We start from the raw sequence: 25,273 nt of genomic DNA, 5'->3' as shown, positions 1-25,273 counted from the left end.
GCGTTGACATCGTGCAGACAATGGTCGATGTTAAATCGTCCAAAAAAGAAATAAACCAGGGAAAACAATGAATAGCATCGAGCAATTACCGGTCTATCTGGTACGCCCCTCCAACAGGTTCCGCGATTATGAAAAAAAGCCCGGTATTTATATTCAAAGCCAGCATATCGACCGCGCCTGGAATGATAATGGCTATTTTTCCAATGTGGCAATTTTAATAAAGACAGCAACAGACAATGTACTAGTGACCGGTTATATCGGGTTTATTGACATTAATAATCCCTTACGTGACCTTGATGAAGATAATGACGGCTTACAAATAGTCTCTCGCTATTTTAAAGAAAATAATATCGATTACATCGATTTAAAGAACAATAGCGGTTCTTTCTATATAATGCTAAAAAGCTCCGCAGAGTATCGTTTACTGATCAAAAGTTTTGGCCTGGAAGCAGCGCAAACCATACTCAAAAAAATCAATGATGTTATTCTGACTAAAGAACTTAATACCTCATCTGAATTTATTACCAAACTGGAAGATCGGAGTATATTTAAATACTCATTCCTTCGTCACTCAAGCTCCTGGTTTGCATGGCACAACGCCGGGACTATCTTGCGTGGGTTAAATGAGGAGTTATTTGATGTTATTTCATCCAGCATGCATATTCAATTCAAACGCGAGAATATGTCTACGCCACATGAAATTACATTTAATTTCAATCTTGAAAGCCTCATTTCTCAGCGTATTGCTGTCATTATTGGTAAGAATGGTATAGGGAAAAGCCAGACGCTGGCAGAAATCGCCTCAGCATTAATTGCCAAAAAGGATAATTTTTTTGTTCCTGAGACTCATCAGCGAGTAATGGTAAACCGACTGCTTGCGTTCTCGCCATCAAAAGAGGTGCAATCGCTGTTTCCAGAAGATGGGCGAACAACACGCCAGCCGGAACAATATTACGACGCGATGCAAATCTATTACCGTCGTTTTTTACTCAATCCGAATACCATTCCTCGCAGCAGGCTGGATCGTGATTTTATTGTCAATGATATTTTGAAACTGGCTCGCGTACGGGAAACACTAGGGAACCGCAGTCGTTGGGATATTTTCCGCGCGGCATTACATTCCATTGATAATAGCCATGAGATTGCGCTTGCGCATCGTAGTGATGACGGCTTTATTACCCTTGACGAGCTGGCAAATATTTACCAACCCTGGCCGGGACGTGTCCGTATCGACTCCTTCAATGATGTGCTTGTATATGAGGAACCCTTTCGCCAGTGTGGCGACAGACGTTACCCTCTCAGCAGCGGCGAGCGAAATTTTCTCGCTTTCGCCGCGCAAGCCTGTTGCCATATTGATAATGGTACGCTGGTACTGATTGATGAGCCTGAAACGCATCTCCACCCGCAGTTTATTAGCCAGTTCGCGAATTTATTGTTTAATTTGCTTGAAATGAGCGGATCGGTTGCCATCGTTGCAACTCACTCGGTGTATTTTGTCCGTGAAGTAAGCCAGAAACAGGTCATTGTGTTACGGCAGAAAAATGAAGATGAAATAACTGTCGACGTACCGATCCTGAAAACACTGGGGGCCGATGTTGGCGCAATTTCATGGTTCGTATTTGGCCAGGAGCAACAAACGCCACAAGTCGAACGTATTACTGCCATTTTGCTAGAAAAATACAGAACAGAAGGCTGGGAAGCATTGGCGCGTGATTACGGTCATTTGCTGGCAAGTGAGTTACTGTCCTCATTGCGAATTGCCCTGGAAGGCTCAAATGAATAAGTTAAGATGTGCTAATTATCGTGATGAAAAGCGTCTCGATATCTTAAATTCACGAAGTACAAAAATGGCCAAAGTCATTGGGTTAGCCAGTGATATGAGCAATATAAAAGCTGCTTATCGACTCTATAAAACTAACCGTGGAAATCCAGAAAAAATAATTGCCGGGTTGAGTAAAATCTCTATCAGCAAAGAGATGGGGGAACTGTTATCATACTATTATGATCATCCAATGTTGCCGATCAAATTTATTGATAAACTACGTGATGAACACAGTTTTCGCTGTTGCCCGATGTGTGGTTCATTTTCTTGTGGCACTATTGATCATTACTTGCCACAAGCACCGCATAATATTTTCGCGATTTTCTCTTTAAATCTTGTGCCTACCTGCCTGTGCAACAGTAAAAGAAGCAACCGCTTAACCGGAAAAAACGTCAATGAGCGCTTCCTGCATCCCTATTTTGATAACTGTCTGCAACAGCGATTAATTAAAGTCGATTTTCATCACCTTGATTCGTCTCCAACCGTGAGTAGCAGAGTAATATTACCAGCAAGCCACCCGGACTTCACCGCCGTTAATTATCATTTCGAAAAACTGGTACAGAAAAAACTGGAAAACTACGTGCAGAAGCGTTTTATTGATTTTTGCCGCAGACCTGCGGTTTATATAACGCCGTTGCGGGAAAATCCGAAGAGCATTGGTCATCTGCGAGACATTTTTGAATGGGAATTGCAGGCAAAGGATGAAGAGTATGCTTCAAAAAATAACTGGAATTCATTATTTGTCGACGCATTACTGGATGAACGTGTGTTCGCCTGGCTAGCCAGCAAGCTCTTTACCCGAGGCAGGCTACCCGGCATGCCGCTTATCCCTCTGTAACATAACAGCACTATCAAAAAGGCTGGTTTATATGAACTGATATAGTAAAAGCCGAGTTCCCGTGCCATCATATTCATCATCCTCAACCCGGTGAATATCCATGAAAAAATACCAGCGCCTGGCGCAACAAATCAGCGAACAGATTGAGCTTGGCGTCTGGCGTCCGGGGGAAAAGCTGCCGTCGTTGCGCGAGCAGGTCACCAGCAGCGGGCTGAGTTTTATGACGGTGGGCCACGCATACCAGTTGCTGGAAAGCCAGGGCCGCGTGATTGCCCGGCCGCAATCCGGTTACTTTGTCGCGCCAGCCTCCGGCGTGCCGCGCGTGGTGGCGGCGCAGGTTACCCGCGATGAAGCGGTGGATATCAATACCTATATTTTTGATGTGTTGCAGGCCAGCTGCGATGCCTCGGTGCTGCCGTTTGGCTCCGCGTTTCCCGATCCGAAACTGTTTCCAATGCCGCAGCTTAACCGTTCGCTGGCGAAGGTCAGTAAAAGCGCCACCGCCATGAGCGTGATTGAAAACCTGCCGCCGGGCAACAGCCAGTTGCGACATGCCATTGCCCGGCGCTACGCTCGTCAGGGGATGAACATCTCCCCGGACGAAATTGTCATTACCGCCGGGGCGCTGGAGGCACTGAACCTCAGTTTGCAGGCGGTCACCGAACCGGGCGACTGGGTGATCATTGAAAGCCCGTGCTTCTATGGCGCGTTGCAGGCACTGGAGCGTTTAAAGCTGAAAGCGCTGTCGGTGCCGACGGATGTGAAAGAGGGTATCGATCTTGATGCGCTGGCACAGGCATTGGCCGATTATCCGGTAAAAGCTTGCTGGCTGATGACCAATAGTCAGAACCCGCTGGGTTTTACGTTGAGCGCGGAGAAAAAAGCGCGTCTGGTGGCGATGCTGGCGGAACATAATGTCACGCTTATTGAAGACGATGTTTACAGCGAACTCTATTACGGACGCGAACAGCCGTTACCGGCAAAAGCCTGGGATAAGCAGGATATGACGCTGCACTGTTCTTCTTTTTCTAAATGTCTGGTGGCCGGTTTCCGCGTTGGCTGGGTGGCAGCCGGTCGCCACGCGCGGCGCATTCAGCAACTGCAGTTAATGAGTACGCTCTCCACCAGTTCGCCGCTGCAACTGGCGCTGGTCGATTATCTTTCTACCCATCACTACGACGCACACCTGCGGCGCCTTCGGCGCGTAATGGCGGAGCGCAAACATCTGGCCTGGCAGGCGCTGCTGCGCCATCTTCCGCCAGAGGTAAAAATTTACCGCAATGAGAGCGGTTATTTTCTCTGGCTGGAGTTGCCCACCGGGCTGAATGCCGGGACGCTGAGTCAGCAGGCGCTGGCGCACCATATCAGCATTGCTCCGGGGAAAATGTTTTCGACATCTGACCGCTGGCAATCCTTTTTCCGCTTTAATTGCGCCTGGGCGTGGGGTAATAAAGAGGAACGTGCGGCAATTCGCTTAGGGGAATTGATTCGCCAGATGATGAAATAAACGCGCGCATTCCATTCTTATTTCCTGAATACCTTGTTCTCGTTTTAAAAATAGTGACGGTAAAAAATTGAAGAACGCCGTCATTATTTTCTATGCTTTTCTTTTGGTTATTCATAGGAAATGTGAATAGCAACACAAATTAACCGCACATCAGCTAACTCCTTGTCTATAGTAAAAAAGACGGACGACTACCATTTTCATTCGAAGCGCAATGCGTTATGTGTCACATCCTGGTGAAATTTATGTCTGGTGACATTCTGGCCGTCCGCGTGCCGTCTATTTTTATTAAGGGAGATATATTTACGGCAAGGCTGCCGCACTTTTTTCATTGCGACAGGAGTAAACAATGAGCAAGAAATTTGCCCGCAGCAGTCTGTGTGTGCTGAGCATGACGATGATGGTCGCGCATGCCGCCGAACCCACCGAAGTGGGAAAAGGGGAAGGTCGTCTGGATATTATTGCCTGGCCGGGGTATATCGAGCGCGGCCAGACCGACAAGCAATATGACTGGGTTACCGCCTTTGAAAAGGACACCGGTTGCGCGGTGAACGTCAAAACCGCCGCCACCTCCGATGAAATGGTCAGCCTAATGGCGAAAGGCGGTTACGATCTGGTCACCGCTTCTGGCGATGCCTCGTTGCGCCTGATTATGGGGAAACGCGTGCAGCCGATTAATACTGCGCTGATCCCGAACTGGAAAACCCTCGACCCGAAACTCGTCAACGGCGCGTGGTTTAACGTCGGCGGCAAAGTGTATGGCACACCGTATCAGTGGGGGCCGAACCTGCTGATGTATAACACCAAAACCTTTCCGACACCGCCGGATAGCTGGTCGGTGGTGTTTGTGCAACAAAACCTGCCGGATGGCAAAACCAATAAAGGCCGTGTACAGGCTTATGACGGGCCGATCTACATCGCCGATGCAGCGCTGTTCCTGAAAGCCACACAGCCGCAACTCGGCATTGACGATCCGTACCAGCTCACCGAAGCGCAATATCAGGCGGTACTGAAAACCCTGCGCGATCAGCACATGCTGATCCACCGCTACTGGCATGACACCACGGTACAGATGAGCGACTTCAAAAACGAAGGTGTTGTCGCCTCCAGCGCCTGGCCGTATCAGGCTAATGCTCTGAAAGGTGAAAACCAGCCGATCGCCACCGTGTTCCCGAAAGAGGGCGTCACTGGTTGGGCGGATACCACGATGTTGCATGCCGATGCAAAACACCCGAACTGTGCTTACAAGTGGATGAACTGGTCGCTGACGCCAAAAGTTCAGGGCGACGTGGCCGCCTGGTTTGGTTCGCTGCCGGTCGTGCCGGAAGGGTGTAAAGCCAGCACGCTGCTGGGAGAACAAGGCTGCGAAACCAACGGTTACCGCTTCTTTGACAAAATCGCTTTCTGGAAAACGCCGGTTGCTGAAGGTGGCAAATATGTGCCATATAGCCGCTGGACACAGGATTACATCGCCATTATGGGTGGCCGTTAACCTGCAAGGAGCTAAGTATGACCTATGCAGTCGAATTTCTGGATGTTTCGCGGTCATACGGCGACGTCCGGGCGGTTGACCGTGTCAGTATCGCCGTCAACGACGGGGAGTTTTTCTCCATGCTGGGGCCGTCCGGCTCCGGCAAAACCACCTGTCTGCGGCTGATTGCCGGGTTTGAGCAATTGAGTGGTGGGGCAATCCGCATCTTTGGCCGTGAAGCCAGCGAGCTACCGCCGTGGGAGCGGGACGTCAATACCGTGTTCCAGGACTACGCGCTGTTTCCGCATATGTCGATTCTCGATAATGTGGCCTACGGGCTGATGGTGAAAGGCGTAGACAAAAAGCAGCGCCACGCCCGCGCCCGTGAGGCGCTGGAAAAAGTCGCGCTCGGCTTTGTCCACACGCGCAAACCTTCCCAACTCTCCGGCGGGCAGCGGCAACGGGTGGCGATCGCGCGGGCGCTGGTTAACGAGCCGCGCGTCTTGCTACTGGATGAGCCGCTTGGTGCGCTCGATCTGAAACTGCGCGAACAGATGCAACTGGAGCTAAAAAAGCTGCAACAGGATCTGGGCATCACCTTTATTTTTGTCACTCACGATCAGGGCGAAGCGCTGTCAATGTCCGACCGGGTGGCGGTGTTTAATAATGGCCGCATCGAGCAGATCGATACCCCGCGCGAACTTTACCTGCGCCCGCGCACGCCGTTTGTCGCCGGTTTTGTCGGTACGTCAAACGTATTCAGTCAAGCGCTTGCCAGCAAACTGTGCGGTATGCAGGGCACTTTTTCATTGCGCCCGGAACATATTCGCCTGAATACACCAGGGGAAATTGAAGTCAATGCTGTGGTGCAGGCGGTGCAGTACCAGGGCGCTGCGACACGTTTTGAACTGCTGCTGGCGCAGGGGGAGAAAGTGCTGGTCAGTCAGGCGAATCTCTCAGGCGTGTCGCTGACGGAAACGCTGACGTTGGGGCAACAGGTGCAGATTTCATGGTCGCGGGACGCGATGGTACCGTTACAGGGAGCGGGGTGAAATGGCAATGAGTATTCCGTTAACTGCCCGGCGACGTGCAAGTCTGAGCGGGGTGTTCTGGCGCAAACCGCTGCTTGGGCTGCTGCTCTTGTTGCTGGGGCCACTGATGTGGTTCGGCATTGTCTATTTGGGTTCGCTGTTAACACTGCTGTGGCAGGGTTTTTACACCTTTGACGACTTCACCATGTCGGTGACGCAGGATTTAACGCTGGCCAACCTGCAAGCGCTGTTCAACCCGGCGAATTACGACATCATTGTGCGCACCCTGATGATGGCGATGAGTGTCACTGTGGCGAGCGCAATCCTCGCGTTCCCGATGGCGTGGTATATGGCGCGTTATGCGCAGGGGAAATGGAAGGCGTTTTTCTATATCGCCGTGATGTTACCAATGTGGGCCAGTTATATCGTCAAAGCCTATGCGTGGACGCTGCTGCTGGCAAAAGATGGCGTGGCACAGTGGTTTTTAAGCCACTTTGGGCTGGAGCCGATTTTAACCACCTTTTTGACCATACCTGCCATCGGCGGTAACACGCTTTCCACGTCCGGGCTGGGGCGTTTTCTGGTGTTCGTCTATATCTGGCTGCCGTTTATGATTTTACCGATACAGGCTGCGCTGGAACGACTGCCACCCTCGCTGTTGCAGGCTTCCGCCGATTTGGGTGCGCATCCACGCCAGACCTTCCGCTATGTGGTGTTGCCGTTGGCCATTCCGGGCGTGGCGGCCGGGTCGATTTTTACCTTCTCGCTGACGCTGGGTGATTTTATCGTACCGCAACTGGTGGGTCCGCCGGGGTACTTCATTGGCAACATGGTGTATGCGCAGCAGGGGGCGATTGGCAATATGCCGATGGCCGCCGCCTTTACGCTGGTGCCGATCGTGTTGATTGCCCTTTATCTGGCGTTCGTGAAACGTCTGGGAGCATTCGATGCACTCTGAGCGCGCACCGTTTTTTCTCAAAATCGCCGCATGGGGCGGCGTTATCTTTCTCCATTTCCCGCTATTGATTATTGCCATCTATGCTTTTAATACCGAGGACGCGGCATTCAGTTTCCCGCCGCAGGGCTTTACGCTGCGCTGGTTCAGCCTCGCGGCGACACGCGGGGATATCCTTGATGCAGTGACACTGTCACTACAGATTGCTTCGTTGGCGACGGCTATCGCCTTGATTCTTGGCACACTTGCTGCAATGGCCTTATGGCGCAGTGAGTTTTTTGGTAAGAACGCGATCTCGCTCTTACTGCTGTTGCCGATAGCGTTGCCAGGGATCATTACCGGGCTGGCGCTGCTGACTGCCTTCAAAGCGGTCAATTTGGAGCCGGGTTTTTTCACCATTGTGATCGGGCATGCGACGTTTTGCGTGGTGGTGGTGTTTAACAACGTCATCGCCCGTTTCCGGCGCACCTCATGGAGCCTGGTGGAAGCCTCAATGGATTTGGGCGCTAACGGCTGGCAGACCTTTCGCTATGTGGTGCTGCCGAATCTCGGTTCGGCTCTGCTGGCCGGGGGGATGCTGGCGTTTGCGCTGTCGTTTGACGAAATCATCGTCACTACCTTTACCGCAGGCCATGAGCGCACTCTGCCGCTGTGGCTACTGAACCAGTTAGGTCGCCCGCGCGATGTGCCGGTAACTAATGTGGTGGCACTGCTGGTGATGCTGGCGACGATGTTACCCATTCTCGGTGCCTGGTGGCTGACACGTGATACCGACACCGTTGCCGGAACCGGCAAATAACACACCAAGCTGAAGGACAGAACTATGCAACATCACTTGTTTATCAATGGAGAACTGGTTAACGGCGAAGGCGAGAAACAGGCGGTCTACAACCCGGCCACCGGCGAGATGTTGCTGGAGATCGCCGAAGCCTCCGCCGCACAGGTCGATACGGCTGTTCAGGCAGCCGATCGGGCATTTGCCAGTTGGGGACAAACCACGCCGAAAGCGCGGGCTGAATGTCTGCTGCAACTGGCTCAGGTAATTGAGGATAACGCTGAAACCTTCGCGCAACTTGAATCTCTCAACTGCGGCAAACCCTACCACTGCGTGCTGAATGATGAAATTCCCGCGGTAGTCGATGTGTTCCGTTTCTTCGCCGGTGCGGCGCGCTGCCTGAACGGGCTGGCGGCCGGAGAGTATCTGGAAGGGCATACGTCGATGATCCGCCGCGATCCGCTGGGTGTGGTGGCATCGATTGCACCCTGGAACTACCCGCTGATGATGGCAGCATGGAAACTGGGTCCGGCGCTGGCGGCGGGTAACTGCGTAGTGATCAAACCGTCGGAAATTACCCCGCTGACGGCGCTTAAACTGGCCGAACTGGCAAAAGATATCTTCCCGGCTGGTGTGCTGAATGTGCTGTTTGGTCGCGGTCAGACAGTCGGTGACCCGTTAACCGGCCACGAAAAAGTACGTATGGTGTCACTCACCGGTTCGATCGCCACCGGCGAACACATTATTGGCCATACTGCGTCGTCAATTAAGCGCACCCATATGGAACTGGGTGGCAAAGCGCCGGTCATTGTGTTTGATGATGCGGATCTCGACGCTGTGGTGGAGGGCGTGCGCACCTTTGGTTTTTATAACGCCGGGCAAGATTGCACCGCAGCATGCCGGATTTACGCACAAAAAGGGATCTACGACGCGCTGGTAGAAAAACTCGGTGCTGCCGTCTCCAGCCTGAAAATGGGTCCGCCAGAAGAGGAAAGTACCGAGTTGGGGCCGTTGAGTTCTGCCGCCCATCTGGCACGTGTCAGTAAAGCCGTTGAAGAGGCAAAAGCGCTGAGCCACATCAGCGTGGTCACCGGCGGGAAAAAGGGCGAGGGCGCAGGATATTACTATCAGCCAACCTTGCTGGCTGGGGCGAAACAGGAAGATGCCATTGTGCAGCGCGAAGTGTTTGGCCCGGTGGTCAGCGTAACGGTGTTTGATGATGAAGAGCAGGTGCTGGGCTGGGCGAATGACTCACAGTATGGGCTGGCATCATCAGTCTGGACGCGTGATGTCGGGCGGGCGCATCGCTTAAGTGCGCGTCTGCAATATGGCTGTACCTGGGTGAATACCCATTTTATGCTGGTCAGCGAAATGCCGCACGGCGGCCAGAAACGCTCTGGTTATGGCAAAGATATGTCGCTGTATGGGCTGGAAGATTACACGGTTGTTCGTCACGTAATGATCAAACATTAGTCACGGAATAAGGCCATGGAAGGCTTTTAAAAATCTTACGAACGATGAGGCAAATCTCATAGATAAATTATCTGTGTTGTTATTTATGGAAAACTGATTTAATAATATTCAGCCATCAGCGGAGTGGTGAAATATCATAATCAAATAATACCGCACACCGGCATTTCTTCTGCCTGTCATATGAATGTCATATGACAGAAAACAGATAGTCATTGCGACAGAAGATAATAGCTGGCTTTTTTATAAAAAACAGGCAGGGGAAAACCCATAATGAGTAAAATCGTGGTCGTGCTCGTACCCGGGGGCGCGTCTGAGTTTTTGACGGTTGATGATAGCGAAACCGCCGTCTCATGGGCTACTGGTAACGGTAGCCGCGGAACGCAAACCGGTTTGTTACCCATCGAAACCTACTACTGCGAAGGCGAAGAGTTTTATTTTGCGCGCGTGGAAAATCTTTCCAGCAGTGAAATTGTCTCCGCATCCCTTAATTAAAATAAGGGCTCCAGTGCGAGCCCTTATTTTTTAATCATTTAATTAATTTGTCTGCTTATCGTTTTAAAAACGCTTCATTCTCGCGCGGTGCCCAATCTTTCTCTGAAAAATCATAGGTCGGGCAGGACTCATCTTTTACACCCTGAGAACGAATAACGGCACGAACTTCCGTCGGCAAGTTTTCATCACGAAATAATTCTGCCAGCACAAACAGCGTATCAATAAAGGATAACTGTTTTACTTCAAAGGGTTTCCAGCCGGTGCGTTTAAAAATCAAATGATAAAGCGCTTCTTCGCCTGCCAACGGAACAAAACTGCTGGCGTACTTCTCACGGTGGCGTGCAAGCAGGCATTCAAGAATAAAAATCTGCGCGATGCGCTGACGTGCCGCCTGTCCGCGCGGCGTGTCAGTGGTCATATCGATGTGCGTTATGTCATTGTTTTCACGCACCCGAACTTCTATGGCTTGCCACAGGTCGTCATATTTCTGCATAACCTTACCTTGTTGATCCGAAGTATTCCTTGCAGAAAGACAATATCAGAGAAGATTGTGCGCCGCCAAATTTCCTGATACTTGCGTTAGTGTTGCTGAACCGTAAATTCAAACTTAAGCTAAATCTCACTATAAAAAAGAAATGGCCCAGCGTAATTTGTTTTTAATCAATATTGACAAATTTTGAGAATAATAATCTGTATATTCATACCTTTTCCAGGATAACAAAAATGCGAATTCGTTCGATGATGTGGGGGGTGGTTGTTGCGATCTCATTGCTGGACGCAACAGAAGGGGTTGCCAGAACGCAAGCGTTGTCCGATGCACAGGTTAAAAAAGCGATCATTGCGGAATCTATTGCGCGATATCCCGGCACCTGCGCCTGCCCGTACAACCAGGCGCGCAACGGCAGTGCATGCGGCAGGCGAAGCGCCTGGAGCAAACCGGGAGGGTATTCGCCACTTTGTTATCCTGACGATGTCAGTAAAGAGCAGGTGAAAGCATGGCGCGAGCGTCAGCAGCCGTGAAATTAACAGGCCAGGTGAAATCCTGGCTTTTTTACGTTCTTCAGTAAGTTAAATCAAAATTACCGATAGCGAGGCTTGTTACAAAACTAATTAAAGTTGATGGATATCAATAATTAGAGCATATTGCACACGTTTTGTTACTTCCGGGTTAATGTTTGTTATGTCGTTATATCAAAAAATGTTGGTTTTCTACGCAGTGATGGCGTTGATTTGCGCTCTGATTACCTGGTTCCTTTCCCATGATCGTAAACGGATTCGCTTGCTGAGCGCCTTTCTGGTCGGCTCTACGTGGCCAATGAGTTTTCCCGTAGCGTTGTTATTCTCGATTTTCTGATCATAAAGCGTGACCAATAAAACGATACCTTATTGAAAATTAGGGCAACATGTTAGCCGAATGTTTATACAAGTTATCCTTCAAACCGCCTCTTTGTTGGCTTCGCCTTTGCACCCCAGTCACTGACTTATGTAAGCTCCTGGGGCTGCGCAGTCTTGCCGCCTCGACGCAGTGTGAATGATTTTGTGTATACCTAAGGACAGGAGGCATACGTTGGAACTCTATACAAAACTGCTTATCTTCTACGTTGTCATGATGGGATTGTCCGGTGTGGCAACGTACTTTCTGGCCCGCGACAAGCGTAAAATCCGACTCCTCAGTGCAATACTCGTTGGTGCCACCTGGCCCATCAGCTTTCCGGTCGCGTTACTCTTTTCACTCTTTTGATTGCGATCGCTCCCTTTTATTGTGATACTGTATATAATTACAGTACTTCGCTAAAAGGGAAACCTCATGAACACATTCTATTCACGTTATGCTCAGGGGCAGGTGCGTTGGCACGATCTGCCGGGGCACGGCGATCCGCTGGTGTTTATCCACGGGCTGGGCTGCGCATCATCGTTTGAATACCCGAGAGTAGTCGCCGATCCCGCATTTTGCGGCAGGCGCGCCATCCTTATTGATTTACCTGGCTGTGGTTACAGCGAACGGCCAGCCAGTTTCTCTTATCGCACCAGCGAACAGGCGAAAGTAGTGGTAGAACTGCTGGATAAGCTCGATCTACAGGCCTTCTGGCTCTACGGCCATAGCATGGGCGGCAGCATCGCCATTGAGGTGGCTACGCAGATGGACGCGCGAATAAACGGAATGGCGGTGTCGGAACCTAATTTCTATCCCGGCGGCGGTATGTTCAGCCGCCAGATTGCCAGCCAGGATGAAGCGGGATTTGTCACCAGCGGTTACGCGGCAATGCTTGCGCAGGAGAAAACCGCATGGGCCGGATGCCTGCAAAGCAATGCACCTTGGGCGGTCTGGCGCGGGGCAAAAAGCCTGGTCGACGGTATCGAGCCCACCTGGATGACGCTGTTTGTCAATTTCCCGCAGCCAAAAATGCTGATCTTTGGCGCGCTTTCGCTGCCGGATGCTGACGAAGAGGCAGTTCGAAAACAGGGGATTCCGGTACAGGTGATTGCGCAAGCAGGGCATTCGATGTCCTGGGAGCAACCCGGCGCACTGGCGCAGACGCTAAATCGCTTTATTACTGAACATGAATAAAAAAACCCGGCGCGTAAAACCGGCCGGGTTTCTGTTTTGGCTGCATCTATTTTAGCTTACTGCAGTAAAGATTTTAGCTTCCTGCGCGCCGCCGGAGTGACATCCAGTGGATGGCGGTAGCCAATGTTTTCCGTTGCCCGGTGATAGAGCGCCACCAGCCAGTCGTAAACATAGCGGGTAGCGGCATGAACCGGCTGCTCGCTCAGCCGGGTTAAGCGTGTATTGCTCGCTTGCGCCGAACCGATGGCGAAAATGGCGCGATCTTTCTGCACGCGGCTGGCCGGGCGATCGGCTTCCGCCACTGATGCATAACCGAGCCAGGCGACAAAGTTGCCAATCGCGGCATGCAACTGTGCGGCACAAGCGGTATCACGCTGCATGATGGCTTGCAGCTGCTCCGGCAAATTCAGGCGGTAGCTACTGACAATCACTATTTCCGCCATCTGACGCAGGGCTGTCGGGCTGAGCCCAAGACGCGCGGCATTGTCATCGTTGCGGCTCCACTGGCGGACATGGTTAACCCACAGCGCATGCGCCTGCTGACCGATATCTTTGCTTTGCGACTGCTGTTCAGCGTTATCCGTCGATTCAGCAAACAGATCGATTGCATCATTAAACAGGCCGCTGACTTTCTCTTCGCGCGGCTGCTGCACTTTCCACAGCGTATCAAACTGCTGCATATCCGGCTGCAAACCTTCCAGCAATTCACCATGACGGGAGGCCTGCCCCTGCAGTTCGCGTACAACAGCTTCAGCGCGGGTGCGTTGGGTGGCTGCGTCTTTCTCCGGGCTGACAAGCCATGTTTGCAGCAGTTCGCGCAGCGCATGACGATGGCGCTCTGCCAGCGCTTTTAAACGCTGTTGCCGCAGTTCCGGCGCAGTGGCCTGCGCTAACCATGCCAGCAGGCGTTGCAGACTGCTGGCATCCAGCGCCTGCAATGTCCCCCAGTGCTGGCCCGGTTTGCCGATCAACTGCTGGACTGCTTCATCCAGGTTCTGCGCCAGCGTAAAACGCGCATCATGTGGCGTAATAGCCCAGACCAGGCCCGGCAGCGCGGCCTCCTGGCCCGATTGCGTCTCTTTCACCCAGTTGAGCAGGGCACGGGCAGTGACAGCCGTGGTCGAACGCTCCAGCGTGGCGTTGCAGATCATCAGCACGTCTGGCTGTAAACGTTGGCGATAGCTCTCCAGCAACCAGCGGCATTTACTGCGCCACAGCGGTTGACCGTCCTGCGGACCGGGCGTCGGGATATCAAGAATATCCACAGATGGCAACACACTGTTTTCCACCGGCAGCACCAATTCGCGGGTGATCAGCGCCAGCGTCGCCAGCGGAATACTGACCGCATTGAGCCGTTGATCGTTGGCCCAGGGATGCACCACCACTTCATCATGAATCTCTTCACTGCCGGGTTCCGTCGGGGTTAAAAATCCTTCTGTCGGCAGGGCGAAGTTATCGACCAGAACGCTTAATGGCGCGGCCAGCTCGCTTGCATTACCCGTCTGGTGCAGGATGTGCGCCAGCGCGAGCCACTGCTGCGTCAGTTCGTGTTGCTCGCCCCATAATAACGACCAGGCGCTGGCACGCGCACTGAGATCCAGTTGCGGCAGCAGGCTGGCAAACTGATACCACAACGCATCGTCCATTTGCTGCTGCGACGAAGGTACTATCGAACGCCAGAAACGGGCAATGCAACCAATCTCATCGGCGGTGATCCCTGGTACCGGATTCGGCTGGCGCAGGGCGCGCCACTTGGCGACCCGGCTTTCGATCACCGCTTTGTCGGCCGCGCGCAATTCAGGCTGCTGCTGGGTATGGGCAATAAACAACTGCACCAGTTCGGCTTCGCTGATGATGCGTAAACAGAGCGGAAAACTGTCGTCCATCGGCGAGTGATCCGCGCTGAAACGCAACGCCATGCTGGTCAGTGCGTGGCCCGGATTGATATGGGTAAAATAATCCAGTGTTTTGTCGCCCGGGCGCACATCCAGCCGCCCGTTAACGCTGCCGCACAGCGCGCCGAGCAGATGGGCTTTCGCCGCCTGCGAATGGCCATACAGGCCGATGGTGCAGGGCGCGTCAACGGCGTCGCGCAGCGCGGTTTCTCCGGCAGCGGCAGCATTCAGGCGCGCCAGCAGCGCGTCAGCATCATCATCCAGCAGCGGTGAAAGTGTTCGGTTCTCGTTAATCCATGCGCTCAACGCCTGGGTGGTGTTTACGCTCGCACTCATTTCAGATACACACTCCCGCTGTCGATCCAGTAGTGACTACCGCTATGGCGGCGGTCGGCCAGCGTATTCAGTTTAAAAGTTAACGCGTCGGCAGGCACCGGCGTTCCGTCCTGCAACCAGGCTTCACTCAGTGTGAAGGATTCCGGGCCGTGATGTTTGTTGCCGCCACTAAAGGCAAGACGCACGTTTAATACGCCATCGCCAGCGATGGTTTTCGCCAGATCCTGCGAGTTAATGCTCAGCGTATAGAGCGGCGTGGCAGGCCAGCGGGCGTTAGCTAACTGGCGGAACCCCAGTGTCACATTGCCGCGCAGCGGGAAGTGCAGCTTCGCATCGAGCTTGGCGCCCGGTTTATCGAGATCAATATCGTGATACCAGATGTTTTCGTCGCGCAGCGTATTAACCACGTTATCCAGCACACCGAGGTAGCGCACAGTGGAATAAGCGCCGATGTCAGCAGCCTTAAAGTTAAAGCGCGGCAGACGCAGGTCCAGCGCCAGACTACACAGCATCGCCCCGACCGCCGCAGTTGATTTCGGGTTACCAATTTTGCCCTGCTGGCTGAAGGGATACCACTCATGTACACGATATTTATCCAGCCAGATCATGCGGTTTACCGGCACAGGCTGTAAATGGCGGATCAGAGCCTGTACGCCGGGTAAACAGCCAGGACGACCCGTGATCAGCAACACGTCGCAACTGTAGTGGGAAATGGCTTCGCACACGGCATGCAGCGGAGCGGTAAGCGTAAATTGACCGTTCAGCATCGCATCTTGCAATTCGCGGAAATTGACCTGCAACGGTACGGAAAGCACGTCGAACTCAGCCGAGCCAGACGGCAAGGCATGATCGATCGCCTGACGCAGATAATTCATCACATTGCGCGTCGGCTGTTGCTTGAGCAATTCGCCAAAGGTCGCATGCAATCCGGCCAGCGGATCGTTGATATCGCTCTCTTCCCAGGCGGCAAGGATCGCATGGCCGATCGGCATAAACAGTTGCAGCGTGGTCTGCTGGCGCAAAACCGCCTGCGTATCAATACGCCCGGAGTCGCCAAACAGCGTCGCCATAATCGCTGCCGCATCGCTGATGCCCGCTTTTTGCATCTGCGTTTGCAGCGCAGGCAGCACGCAGCGCTGGATAATATCCAGCAGAATGTCATCACCGGCCACTTTAAACCCTTCGCGAAACAGCAGTTGCGGGGTGATTTTGACGTTACTGCCAGTGCCATCATCAAGCTGATAATGTGTGATCGCCATATCGGTGGTACCGCCGCCAATATCGACAGAGGCAACGCGCAGCGAACGGCCTTTCACGGCACCGGGTGCTTCTGCGCGATCCGGGCGGGCGAGGGAGGCAAAAAAGGTTTCCGTCTGCCCGGCAAAACGGGAGATCGCTTCATTATACAGCCACACCAGTTGTCCGCAGCTCGCTTCGTCCCATTCCATCTGAATATGCGGAACCGGCACCACGCTCTTTTCTTGCTGCTTGCGGTTGGCAAAGTCTTCATCCTGGGGATGCCAGCCCATCGCTTTCCACACCAGTGCGATCGCTTCAAACATGCGGCGGCGGAAGATTTCACGCTCCTGTTTCGGCATGGCGGAAGGCAGGGTCAAAATAATGGTGCGCAACTGGCGCGGAGACGCCGGGAAACCAAGGCGCAAACGCGTCGCCACGCTGTTGATTTGCCCCAGTGCTTGCGACAGCAATTCGCACAACATGTGGGTCATCAGAGTGCTGCGGCTATACTGCGGTGAGAAGACCGGCAAACGCTCATCCAGCGGCAGGCTGTAGAGCGGTTGGCCTTCATCGTTCATCAGGTTCATCAGCGGGAAAGCGGTAGCCAGCGGTTCGCGCTGTGTTTTGCTGTTCATCTGGCTAAATCGCCAGTCCTGCAACACCGGCGTTTCATCCCACAGATAACGGCGCGGGCTGGAGATCCCGCTGTTGCCTTCAGTACCGACTCGCTGCATCGCCAGTTTGCGCGCTTCATCGCCGACGCGCACAATCGACGGCCAGATAAAGGCATCTTCGCGCCCGCTCTCCACTGAGAAGTGCTGCTTACCAAAACGTGCTTCTGAAAATTCCAGACGGCTGGTAAATAACGGTTCGTTAAGAAATTGCGGCTCGCTGAGCGATCGCACCTGTAGCTCTGCCGTCTGGCGTAAACCATCGTTGGCATCGCCATGATCTTCAATGATCACGCCGCAGGTATGGGTGTTACCGACATCGAGAATCAGATCGACCGGAATCGCCGGGGTGCTCAGCGTGTGGGTGACAATTTTGACTTCCGGCACCTGCAATTGCGAGCCGAGCAGGGTCATCAGATTAAGCCAGTGTGCCTGGTATTCAAAACCGCGCAGCGCTTGTGTTATCTCACGTTCACTGCGGCTTTCATGCTGAGAAATAAAGTGTAAGAAGGCCTCCCGCAGCCAGCCGTCAACCCAGGTTTGATCGAGGAAATCGGCGACTTCATCATCCTGCCAGGCCAGCGCAAAGCGCGTACCGTTAAGGATATCGTTCTCAAGCGGCGCCAGAGAAGCCGGAGAGTTGTCGTTGATCTGGCTGTCGAGCGCCAGTGCGATGCGGTGCGTATTACCCGCACTATCCGGTTCGCTCAATTTACGAATCTGTATCCGCGCCCAGTTATCCGGCCCTTCAACAAAAGTACGCGGCGGGTTAAAGCGCAAAAAAGGCACCGGTAGCCAGACGCCATCCAGGATCGACAGCGAATACTGCAACGAGTGGGTGCTTTCAGGCTTGACCACTTCCGGCTGACCGCCATCACGGTTCGGCAGGGTATAACGCTCGTTCACCACATCAAAATCGAGCCGCAGCAACGGTCCATTGGTCGTTTTACGCACAAAACGGCCGCTGTTCGCCGAATCCTGCGGCGTCACGCCAAAATCAAGAAACTGCACGCCGCTGTTGGCAATCAGCGTCACGCTCTGTTTGTAGTCGCAAAGATTAACCAGCATAAACTCAGTCACCTGTTTTTCTGAACGTCACCGGAACGGTGGTTTGGGCGTCAAAACGTGCGCTGCACACGGCTACGTCGTTGCTGCCTGCTTTACAGGAAATATCCGGCATCGGGTAACGGGTACCGTCATTGCACCGTGCGTTACCGCGACTTTTAACCGACAGTTCGCCGGTTCCGTGCAGGCCCGAGAAGATCTCCGCGCGGCAGGTAATGTTCTTACCGTGAACAATGCGCGCAGAACCTTTGTTGTTCTGGATTTGGTAACGTACCACTGGCGCTTTGTTAGTCACTGGATCTTTGACATCCAGATCAACGCGCCAGCTACCGTTAAGGAATTTGGTTGAACCGATTTTCACCTCGACAGCATCCATTACCAGCGCGCCTTTCGGAATGGCGGAAATCACCACGGACTCTTTTTCTGGGGATTTCTCGGCCACGGTTTCGACAGGGGCAGAGACTTCTGCCTGGTGCAGCGGCAGCTTCGCCGTCAGTGCAGGAATTGGCGCAGCCTGCATGGCGGGCGGCGCAATCTCGACAGGTTCAGCTTTTGCGACCACCGGCGCGGGAGCCGGAACTTCTTGTTGCTTCAGCAGCAGCGGGGTGGCAATAGCCGCCGCAACTGCGGCCGCAACCGGCAACGCCCACAGACCATAGCGACGGCGTTTTTTTGCAGGCATCGGGGCAACCGGTGCGGGTTCTGGCGTCGGCGCGACCTGCACAGGCGGTTCTTCAACCGGTTCAGGCTGCAATTTTATTTCTGGCGGCGGGCTTAACAGCGGCGCATCCGCCTGGCTGAAGATGGCTTCAACGGCAGGGGCTTCTTCTGCCTCCGGCTCCGGCAGCATGGTAATTTCCGGTACTTCCGGTTCCGGTTCTCGCAGACAATCGAGCACATTTTCACGGGCGCTTTCATTGAGGTTGACGAATCCCCAGAAGGTGATCACCGGCTTGCCATCGACGAGGAAAACGTGGTTTTCACCGGGAAATTGCAACGCTTTTTCCAGCAGCGAGCCAAACAGCTGCTGCGCTGTTTTCTGCGATTGCAGGCATTTGCGGCTCAGCGCATAAGCGCTGTCGAGGGTCTTTTCGAGGTACTCGCGGGCGCGGCTTCGCACCTCTTCATCAGCGGCTTTCCATGAAACCGGACGACCATCGACAGGTGAGTACCAGTCGACACGATCGCCTTCATCATTGACCTGGGGTATTGCCAGACAGTCAACCAGTGCTTGCTGTTTGCGCAGACGCAGTGCTTCACGAATTTGTAACGCCGAATCAAATACGGCCTGACCGCCGCCGCCCACGGCCTGGAAATCATCCAGATCGCCGCTGCGTAAGAGAGTTTTTGCCACGTTTTCATCCCATAGGCTTCTTTACGCGTCTACTATACGCAAACTTGTCGTCTGCAAAAGGAAGAGGAGACCGCAAAACCATTGAATTCTCGATGCATAGATAACATCAAACAGACTTGACGCCGTGATAATTATTTAAGATAAATTTTAATCGTAAGGATGGTTGATATTTCAGCGAAATCAACTGCTTTAGCATAACCTGATAGAGAATGACTGTTTGCCAGTTCACCTGAGCTGTGCTGAGATGACTACTCCATATAAATAAAAAGGTCCTGATAATGTCTACAGGGAAAACGCTGCTCGCCCTCGCGCTGAGCACTCTGTTACCGGCAAGCGCTGCGTGGGCAGCGTCTAACGACACCATCGTTTACTGCTCCGAAGCGTCGCCTGAATCCTTTAACCCGCAAATTGCCAGTTCTGGCCCTACTTTTGTTGCCAGCTCGCAGGTGCTTTATAACCGCCTGGTCACCTTCGATCCGGTGAAAAATATCCCGATTCCGTCGCTGGCGACGCAGTGGAAAGTGTCGGAAGATGGGAAAACCTGGACGTTTACGCTGCGTCAGGGAGTTAAATTCAACAGCAATAAATATTTTAAACCGACGCGCGATTTCAACGCCGATGACGTCATTTTCTCCGTCATGCGACAGATGGACACGAAACACCCGTATCACAATGTTTCGCACGGTAATTACGAATACTTCACCGATGTCGGCCTTGATAAGCTGATCAAAGAGGTGAAAAAGGTGGACGATTACCACGTCCAGTTTGTGCTGAACGAGCCTAACGCCGCATTTCTTGCCGACTGGGGGATGGATTTCGCCTCTATTCTTTCAGCAGAATACGCCGATGCAATGCTGAAAAAAGGCACACCGGAAAACGTCGACAACTGGCCAATCGGTACCGGCCCCTATGTGTTGCAGCAATATAAAACCGATGCGCAAATCCGCTACCTTGCCAACCCGAACTACTGGGAAGGTCCGGTGCCGACCAAACATCTGATTTTCTCTATCACCCCTGACGTGCAGACGCGCCTGGCTAAGCTGCAAACCAACGAGTGCCAGATCATTCCGGCACCGTCACCGGTGCAGTTCGATCAGATCAAAAAGAATAAAGATTTAACGCTGCATACCATTGATGCGCTGAACGTCGGTTATCTGGCGTTTAACACCGAGAAAAAACCGTTTGATAACGTACTGGTGCGTCAGGCGCTGAATTACGCTACCGATAAACAGGCGATTGTTAACGCCGTATTCCTCGGCTCCGGCAGCGTGGCGAAATCGCCATTGCCGCCAAATATGCTGGGCTATAACAAAGATCTGCAGGATTACAGCTATGATCCGCAAAAAGCCAAAGCGCTGCTGAAACAGGCGGGTCTGGAGAAAGGCTTTGAAGCCACACTGTGGTCAATGCCGGTACAACGTCCGTATAACCCGAACTCGCGCCGTATCGCTGAGATGATTCAGAGCGACTGGGCGAAAGTGGGTGTGAAAGCGAAGATTGTCTCTTTCGAATGGGGTGAGTATCTGGCCGGAATGCGTAAAGGCGAGCACGATACAGCACTGTTCGGCTGGATGTCGGATAATGGCGACCCGGATAACTTCGCCGATACGCTACTTGGCTGCAACAGCATCAAAACCGGCTCCAATGCCGCACGCTGGTGCGATAAAGGCTATGATGAGCTGGTGCAGAAAGCCAAAGTGGTCAGCGATCCGGCAGCGCGCGCCAAACTGTACGACAAGGCGCAGGATATCTTCTACCAGCAGGCGCCGTGGATTACGCTGGCGAACGGCAAAACCTTCTACGCCACGCGTAGTAACGTGACCGGTTACCAGGTTAGCCTGATGGGGAGTGATTTCTCAAAAGCGAAATTGAATTAAAGGAGTGGATATGTCACATCTGGATGAGGTTGTCGCTCGCGTCGATGCGGCCATTGAACAGAGCGTTATTATCGGGATGAACGAATTACTGGTTGAACTCAGTAATGACGCCGCGCTAAGCCGGGAAGAGCGTTACGCGCAGCAGCAGCGCTTGCGAACGGCGATTGCGCATCACGGCCGCCAGCATAAAGAAGATATGGAAGCGCGCCGTGACCAGCTCACCAAAGGTGGCTCAATCCTGTAGTCAGAACTGGCGTCTGGCCACCAGCCAGGCGCCAATGACCAGCAATACCGCGCCGCACACCGGGCCAATCAGCGCCCGCAGCGCGATCCCCTGACTCCTCACCACATCCATCACCAACCCACCAATCAGTTGGCTTGCCACCAGAACCGCAATTGTCGTTGCCGCGCCAACGTACTGATAACCGCTGATGCTGGCAAAGACAAAAAACGAACCCAGCAGACCTGGAATTAATGTCCACCACTTCACACTGTCATACAGTTCTTGAAACCCACTCATCCCGTGCTTGATCAGCAATATCGAGACAAACAGTACAATACCCACCAGTGAGTTGAGCAGCATGGCGATAAGGATCGTCGAGGCCGACTGGGTAATGCGCACCATCAGCGTGTTTTGCACCACCAGGCCAATCCCGGCAGCGATCAGAAAGGTGAGTGTCAACGACTGGTTCATTAGATAGCATCCGGATCGGTACGGTTATCAAGCTGTAACTGCATAAAGGTTAAATCAAGCCAGCGGCCAAACTTGGTACCGACCTGCGGCATTTCCCCGGTCGTGACAAAACCAAGTTTACTGTGCAGATGAATTGAGCCGTGATTTTGCGACTCAATCCCTGCCACCATCACATGTTTGCCAATGCGTTTCGCTTCTTCAATCAGGCGTTTCATCAGCGCCAGCCCGAGACCTTTGCCCTGATGTTCGGGGTGAACATATACCGAATGTTCAACGGTGTGGCGAAAACCATCGAAAGCGCGCCAGTCACCGAACGAAGCGTAACCGGTGACCACGCCATTTTCTTCACTGACCAGTACCGGATAACCCAGTTTAGCGCGCGCTTCAAACCAGGCAATGCGGTTCCCGGTATCGACCGTTTGGTCGTTCCAGATGGCGGCGGTATTCACCACTGCATGGTTGTAGATCTCCGCAATGGCGGCACAATCGTCTTTCCCGGCAAAACGAACATTCATGGTTGAACCTCAAATTTGTACACTATAGTATTACGATATGAATACTATCTCAGACAATATAAATCAACGGATCAGTGCCCGAATTCGCGTGGAACGTGAATCCCGCGGTTGGTCATTAAGCGAGCTGGCCGAACGCGCGGGCGTTTCGCGGGCGATGATCCACAAAATCGAACGTGGCGAGAGCAGCCCAACGGCGGCGCTGCTGGCGCGGCTTTCCGGCGCGTTCGGCATTAGTATGTCGACATTAATTGCTCGCGCCGAAATGCAGGAAGGGAAATTGCTGCGCTATGCCGATCAGCCGGTATGGCACGATCCGCAAAGCCACTACCTGCGCCGCCACATTTCGCCGCGTAGCGATCTGCCTATCGACCTGGTGCAAATCGATCTGCCAACTGGCAGCGATATTCCGATGCCCGCTTCCTCTTACGCGCTGGCGCGGCAATTAATTTGGTTGCAGGAAGGCGAGTTGGTGTTTGTCGAAGGCGATACGCGGCACGAAATGAAAGCAGGGGATTGCCTGGAACTCGGGCCGCCAAACGATTGCCGCTTCATCAACGAGAGCAGCGCGCCTTGCCGCTATCTGGTGGTGCGACTCAACCACGCAGGAACATAATGTTAACGCACTGCTGGCAGGAAACGACTAGTATCAGTAGTTAGTCTTTCATGCACAGGAGAGCACGATGAACCAATCTTCTCACCACAATCGCCGTTGGGTGCTGGCATCCCGCCCACATGGTGCACCAGTTAACGACAATTTCCGCTTTGAAGAGGATCACATCGCGACACCCGGCGAAGGCCAAGTGCTACTGCGTACTGTTTACCTCTCGTTAGATCCCTATATGCGCGGCCGTATGAGCGATACGCCATCCTATACGCCGCCAGTAAAAATTGGCGAAGTGATGTGCGGCGCGACAGTCAGCCGCGTGGTCAGTTCACTGCATCCGGATTTTGCCGAAGGTGACTGGGTGCTGGCCTACAGTGGCTGGCAGGATTACAGCATTGCCAGCGGCGACGATGTGATAAACCTTGGTAAAGATCCACAACATCCTTCCTGGTATCTGGGGATTCTCGGTATGCCGGGGTTTACCGCCTACATGGGGCTGCTTGATATTGGTCAACCGAAAGCAGGGGAAACGCTGGTCGTTGCCGCGGCAACCGGCCCGGTCGGCGCAACGGTCGGGCAGATTGGTAAAATTAAGGGCTGTCGTGTTGTCGGGGTCGCCGGGGGCAAAGAGAAATGTCGCCATGCCGTGGAGGTGCTCGGTTTTGATCTCTGTCTCGACCATCATGCGGAGGATTTTGCCGAACAACTGGCGACAGCCTGCCCGCAAGGGATCGATATCTATTTCGAAAATGTCGGCGGCAAAGTCTTTGATGCTGTGCTGCCCTTATTAAATACGCTGGCACGAATTCCGCTTTGCGGATTAGTCAGCCGTTATAACGACACTGAACTTCCTGATGGCCCGGATCGTATTCCGTTATTAATGGCAACGCTGCTTAAAAAACGAATTCGGTTGCAGGGGTTTATTGTTTCGCAGGATTACGGTCACCGAATTAACGAATTCCAGCAAGAAATGGGGAAATGGGTAAAACAGGAAATAATTCACTATCGTGAACAACTCACAGTAGGTCTTGAGCAAGTACCGGAGACATTTATCGGTATGCTGCAAGGTCGAAACTTTGGCAAAGTCGTCGTGCAAGTTGGACCATAATGCTAAGCGACTGATGGCGGCGAAAAAAACCGCCATCAGAATTGTGCAAAATCCGAAAAAACGTCTTTAATTAGACATGCATAAGGAACTGATAACCTTGTGAAGTCGGTTCCTGGTAGTTGTGCATAATAACTAACTTATTAGCTACATCTTTTACGCGACAATTATCCAATACCAGGCATGTTTATATAATATATTTTATATCGTTACGGACACGCTACCAGGCTGAAAATAGATAAAAAATTATACAGGACGCAAACATGCTTGATTTGGAAAAAGCGCAACGAACCAGTCTCACTATGCAGGTGGAGTCGAGTCTGAAGAATGCGCTTATTATTGGTGCGCTAAAACCTGGCGCACGGCTTATCACGAAAGAAATAGCAGATCAGCTGGGTACCAGTATTACTCCGGTACGGGAAGCGCTTTTGCGATTGGTCTCCGCTGGCGCGCTGCATGCCACACCGGCGCAGGCATTTTTAGTGCCGGAAGTTGGCCTCGAACGCTATGGTGAAATCAACCAGATACGCAAAAACCTTGAAGGGATGGCCGCCCGTGCCGCCAGTCAAAGTATGACCCCGGAGAGGATCCGGGGGCTACGAGCGCTGGCTACAACTTTCCATGAAGCACTAAAAAGTGGCCAAACCGAGCAGATTTTGCAGGCAAATCGGATTTTTCGTTTTTCGATTTACCAACAGGCGGGTATGCCGACATTGACAGCCCTGATTGAGCAATTATGGGTACGCATTGGTCCATGTTTTAATTATCTTTATCCCCACTCGGATGATTTAACACGCAGTCACGATTATTCAGACTTATTAGCCGCACTTGAAGAAGGTGATGCTTTTGCCAGCGAACGCGGAATATGGCGCGCCATTGATGAGGGCGCAAACATTCTTCATAAGCAATTTCATCGCTGAGCCATCCCTCTTAAATACAAACGCTTAACCTAAATTATGGATGTAACCCGACCAAAATTTGTCATTGG

The 25,273-nt window shown here is 52.7% G+C and carries 24 protein-coding genes; 18 read left to right on the top strand and 6 right to left on the bottom strand.

What is annotated here, in order from left to right; all coding sequences use genetic code 11:
- The first annotated feature begins 67 nt into the window (after positions 1-67).
- The 9 genes from BM427_RS07070 (at position 68) to BM427_RS07030 (ending at position 10,361) form a co-directional block, all read left to right on the top strand.
- Positions 68-1,783, top strand: a complete 1,716-nt coding sequence (locus BM427_RS07070; protein WP_090120383.1) for an AAA family ATPase — start codon at positions 68-70, stop codon at positions 1,781-1,783.
- The gene (locus tag BM427_RS07065) at positions 1,776-2,660 is read left to right on the top strand and encodes a hypothetical protein (RefSeq protein ID WP_139234385.1); all 885 of its coding nucleotides are present in this window, start codon (positions 1,776-1,778) and stop codon (positions 2,658-2,660) included. The genes BM427_RS07070 and BM427_RS07065 overlap by 8 nt, the downstream gene beginning before the upstream one ends.
- 100 nt (positions 2,661-2,760) lie before the next feature.
- Complete coding sequence (locus tag BM427_RS07060) at positions 2,761-4,167, top strand: aminotransferase-like domain-containing protein (RefSeq protein WP_090120380.1); 1,407 nt, start codon at positions 2,761-2,763, stop codon at positions 4,165-4,167.
- Between the two features lie 346 nt (positions 4,168-4,513).
- Entirely contained in the window at positions 4,514-5,656 is a 1,143-nt protein-coding gene (gene ydcS, locus BM427_RS07055; RefSeq protein ID WP_090120379.1) for a putative ABC transporter substrate-binding protein YdcS, read from the top strand.
- 17 nt (positions 5,657-5,673) lie between these two features.
- A complete protein-coding gene (locus tag BM427_RS07050) occupies positions 5,674-6,687 on the top strand; it encodes an ABC transporter ATP-binding protein (RefSeq protein WP_090120377.1) in 1,014 nt (337 codons plus the stop codon).
- Between the two features lies 1 nt (position 6,688).
- On the top strand, positions 6,689-7,624 hold the full coding sequence (locus tag BM427_RS07045; protein WP_090120376.1) for an ABC transporter permease: 936 nt from the start codon (positions 6,689-6,691) through the stop codon (positions 7,622-7,624).
- Positions 7,614-8,420 carry an ABC transporter permease gene (locus BM427_RS07040; protein WP_090120374.1) on the top strand — a complete coding sequence of 269 codons (807 nt, stop codon included), beginning with the start codon at positions 7,614-7,616 and terminating at the stop codon, positions 8,418-8,420. The genes BM427_RS07045 and BM427_RS07040 overlap by 11 nt, the downstream gene beginning before the upstream one ends.
- Before the next feature lie 24 nt (positions 8,421-8,444).
- Positions 8,445-9,869 carry an aminobutyraldehyde dehydrogenase gene (gene patD, locus BM427_RS07035; RefSeq protein WP_090120373.1) on the top strand — a complete coding sequence of 475 codons (1,425 nt, stop codon included), beginning with the start codon at positions 8,445-8,447 and terminating at the stop codon, positions 9,867-9,869.
- Between the two features lie 270 nt (positions 9,870-10,139).
- Positions 10,140-10,361 carry a hypothetical protein gene (locus BM427_RS07030; protein ID WP_090120371.1) on the top strand — a complete coding sequence of 74 codons (222 nt, stop codon included), beginning with the start codon at positions 10,140-10,142 and terminating at the stop codon, positions 10,359-10,361.
- A 55-nt stretch (positions 10,362-10,416) separates the two neighbouring features.
- Here the strand turns inward: BM427_RS07030 and BM427_RS07025 are convergent, their stop codons facing one another.
- The gene (locus BM427_RS07025; protein ID WP_090120370.1) at positions 10,417-10,854 is read right to left on the bottom strand and encodes an ECs1072 family phage-associated protein; all 438 of its coding nucleotides are present in this window, start codon (positions 10,852-10,854) and stop codon (positions 10,417-10,419) included.
- A 248-nt stretch (positions 10,855-11,102) separates the two neighbouring features.
- Between BM427_RS07025 and BM427_RS07020 the strand changes: the two genes are divergently transcribed.
- The 4 genes from BM427_RS07020 (at position 11,103) to BM427_RS07005 (ending at position 12,930) form a co-directional block, all read left to right on the top strand.
- Positions 11,103-11,381 carry a hypothetical protein gene (locus BM427_RS07020; RefSeq protein WP_425280065.1) on the top strand — a complete coding sequence of 93 codons (279 nt, stop codon included), beginning with the start codon at positions 11,103-11,105 and terminating at the stop codon, positions 11,379-11,381.
- A 160-nt stretch (positions 11,382-11,541) separates the two neighbouring features.
- Positions 11,542-11,715, top strand: a complete 174-nt coding sequence (locus BM427_RS07015) for a GhoT/OrtT family toxin (RefSeq protein ID WP_064569008.1) — start codon at positions 11,542-11,544, stop codon at positions 11,713-11,715.
- 213 nt (positions 11,716-11,928) lie between these two features.
- A complete protein-coding gene (locus BM427_RS07010; protein ID WP_090120717.1) occupies positions 11,929-12,102 on the top strand; it encodes a GhoT/OrtT family toxin in 174 nt (57 codons plus the stop codon).
- A gap of 66 nt (positions 12,103-12,168) precedes the next feature.
- The gene (locus tag BM427_RS07005) at positions 12,169-12,930 is read left to right on the top strand and encodes an alpha/beta fold hydrolase (RefSeq protein ID WP_090120367.1); all 762 of its coding nucleotides are present in this window, start codon (positions 12,169-12,171) and stop codon (positions 12,928-12,930) included.
- Positions 12,931-12,986: 56 nt separating this feature from the next.
- Here BM427_RS07005 and BM427_RS07000 read toward each other — a convergent pair whose 3' ends face one another.
- Genes BM427_RS07000 through BM427_RS06990 form a run of 3 tightly spaced genes read right to left on the bottom strand, consistent with a single transcriptional unit; the run spans position 12,987 to position 19,490 of the window.
- Entirely contained in the window at positions 12,987-15,161 is a 2,175-nt protein-coding gene (locus BM427_RS07000; protein ID WP_090120366.1) for a virulence factor SrfC family protein, read from the bottom strand.
- Positions 15,158-18,139, bottom strand: a complete 2,982-nt coding sequence (locus BM427_RS06995) for a virulence factor SrfB (protein WP_090120716.1) — start codon at positions 18,137-18,139, stop codon at positions 15,158-15,160. The genes BM427_RS07000 and BM427_RS06995 overlap by 4 nt, the downstream gene beginning before the upstream one ends.
- A 4-nt stretch (positions 18,140-18,143) precedes the next feature.
- On the bottom strand, positions 18,144-19,490 hold the full coding sequence (locus tag BM427_RS06990; protein WP_090120364.1) for an SrfA family protein: 1,347 nt from the start codon (positions 19,488-19,490) through the stop codon (positions 18,144-18,146).
- Positions 19,491-19,768: 278 nt separating this feature from the next.
- On the opposite strand from BM427_RS06990, the gene BM427_RS06985 reads away from it, so the two are divergent.
- Both BM427_RS06985 and BM427_RS06980 read left to right on the top strand, forming a co-directional pair.
- Positions 19,769-21,367, top strand: coding sequence for an ABC transporter substrate-binding protein (locus tag BM427_RS06985; protein ID WP_090120363.1), 1,599 nt, complete (start codon positions 19,769-19,771; stop codon positions 21,365-21,367).
- A 10-nt stretch (positions 21,368-21,377) separates the two neighbouring features.
- Complete coding sequence (locus BM427_RS06980; RefSeq protein ID WP_090120361.1) at positions 21,378-21,611, top strand: YdcY family protein; 234 nt, start codon at positions 21,378-21,380, stop codon at positions 21,609-21,611.
- On the opposite strand, the gene BM427_RS06975 is transcribed toward BM427_RS06980, so the two are convergent.
- Together BM427_RS06975 and BM427_RS06970 are read right to left on the bottom strand one after the other, a co-directional pair.
- Positions 21,612-22,061: a DMT family transporter gene (locus tag BM427_RS06975; RefSeq protein ID WP_090120360.1), complete on the bottom strand. Its 450-nt coding sequence runs from the start codon at positions 22,059-22,061 to the stop codon at positions 21,612-21,614.
- On the bottom strand, positions 22,061-22,576 hold the full coding sequence (locus BM427_RS06970) for a GNAT family N-acetyltransferase (RefSeq protein ID WP_090120358.1): 516 nt from the start codon (positions 22,574-22,576) through the stop codon (positions 22,061-22,063). Before BM427_RS06970 ends, BM427_RS06975 begins: the two co-directional genes overlap by 1 nt.
- Positions 22,577-22,613: 37 nt before the next feature.
- Between BM427_RS06970 and BM427_RS06965 the strand changes: the two genes are divergently transcribed.
- The 3 genes from BM427_RS06965 (at position 22,614) to BM427_RS06955 (ending at position 25,205) form a co-directional block, all read left to right on the top strand.
- Positions 22,614-23,189: a helix-turn-helix domain-containing protein gene (locus BM427_RS06965; RefSeq protein WP_090120357.1), complete on the top strand. Its 576-nt coding sequence runs from the start codon at positions 22,614-22,616 to the stop codon at positions 23,187-23,189.
- Between the two features lie 67 nt (positions 23,190-23,256).
- Positions 23,257-24,288 carry an NADPH-dependent curcumin/dihydrocurcumin reductase gene (gene curA, locus BM427_RS06960; RefSeq protein ID WP_090120356.1) on the top strand — a complete coding sequence of 344 codons (1,032 nt, stop codon included), beginning with the start codon at positions 23,257-23,259 and terminating at the stop codon, positions 24,286-24,288.
- Between the two features lie 260 nt (positions 24,289-24,548).
- Entirely contained in the window at positions 24,549-25,205 is a 657-nt protein-coding gene (locus BM427_RS06955) for a GntR family transcriptional regulator (RefSeq protein ID WP_090120354.1), read from the top strand.
- Positions 25,206-25,273 lie beyond the last annotated feature (68 nt).

Origin of the sequence: Kosakonia arachidis, assembly GCF_900116535.1 — a bacterium.
GTDB classification, from domain to species: domain Bacteria; phylum Pseudomonadota; class Gammaproteobacteria; order Enterobacterales; family Enterobacteriaceae; genus Kosakonia; species Kosakonia arachidis.
The sequence above is the reverse complement of the archived record's forward strand: the minus strand, read 5'-3'. Positions and strand labels throughout refer to the sequence as shown.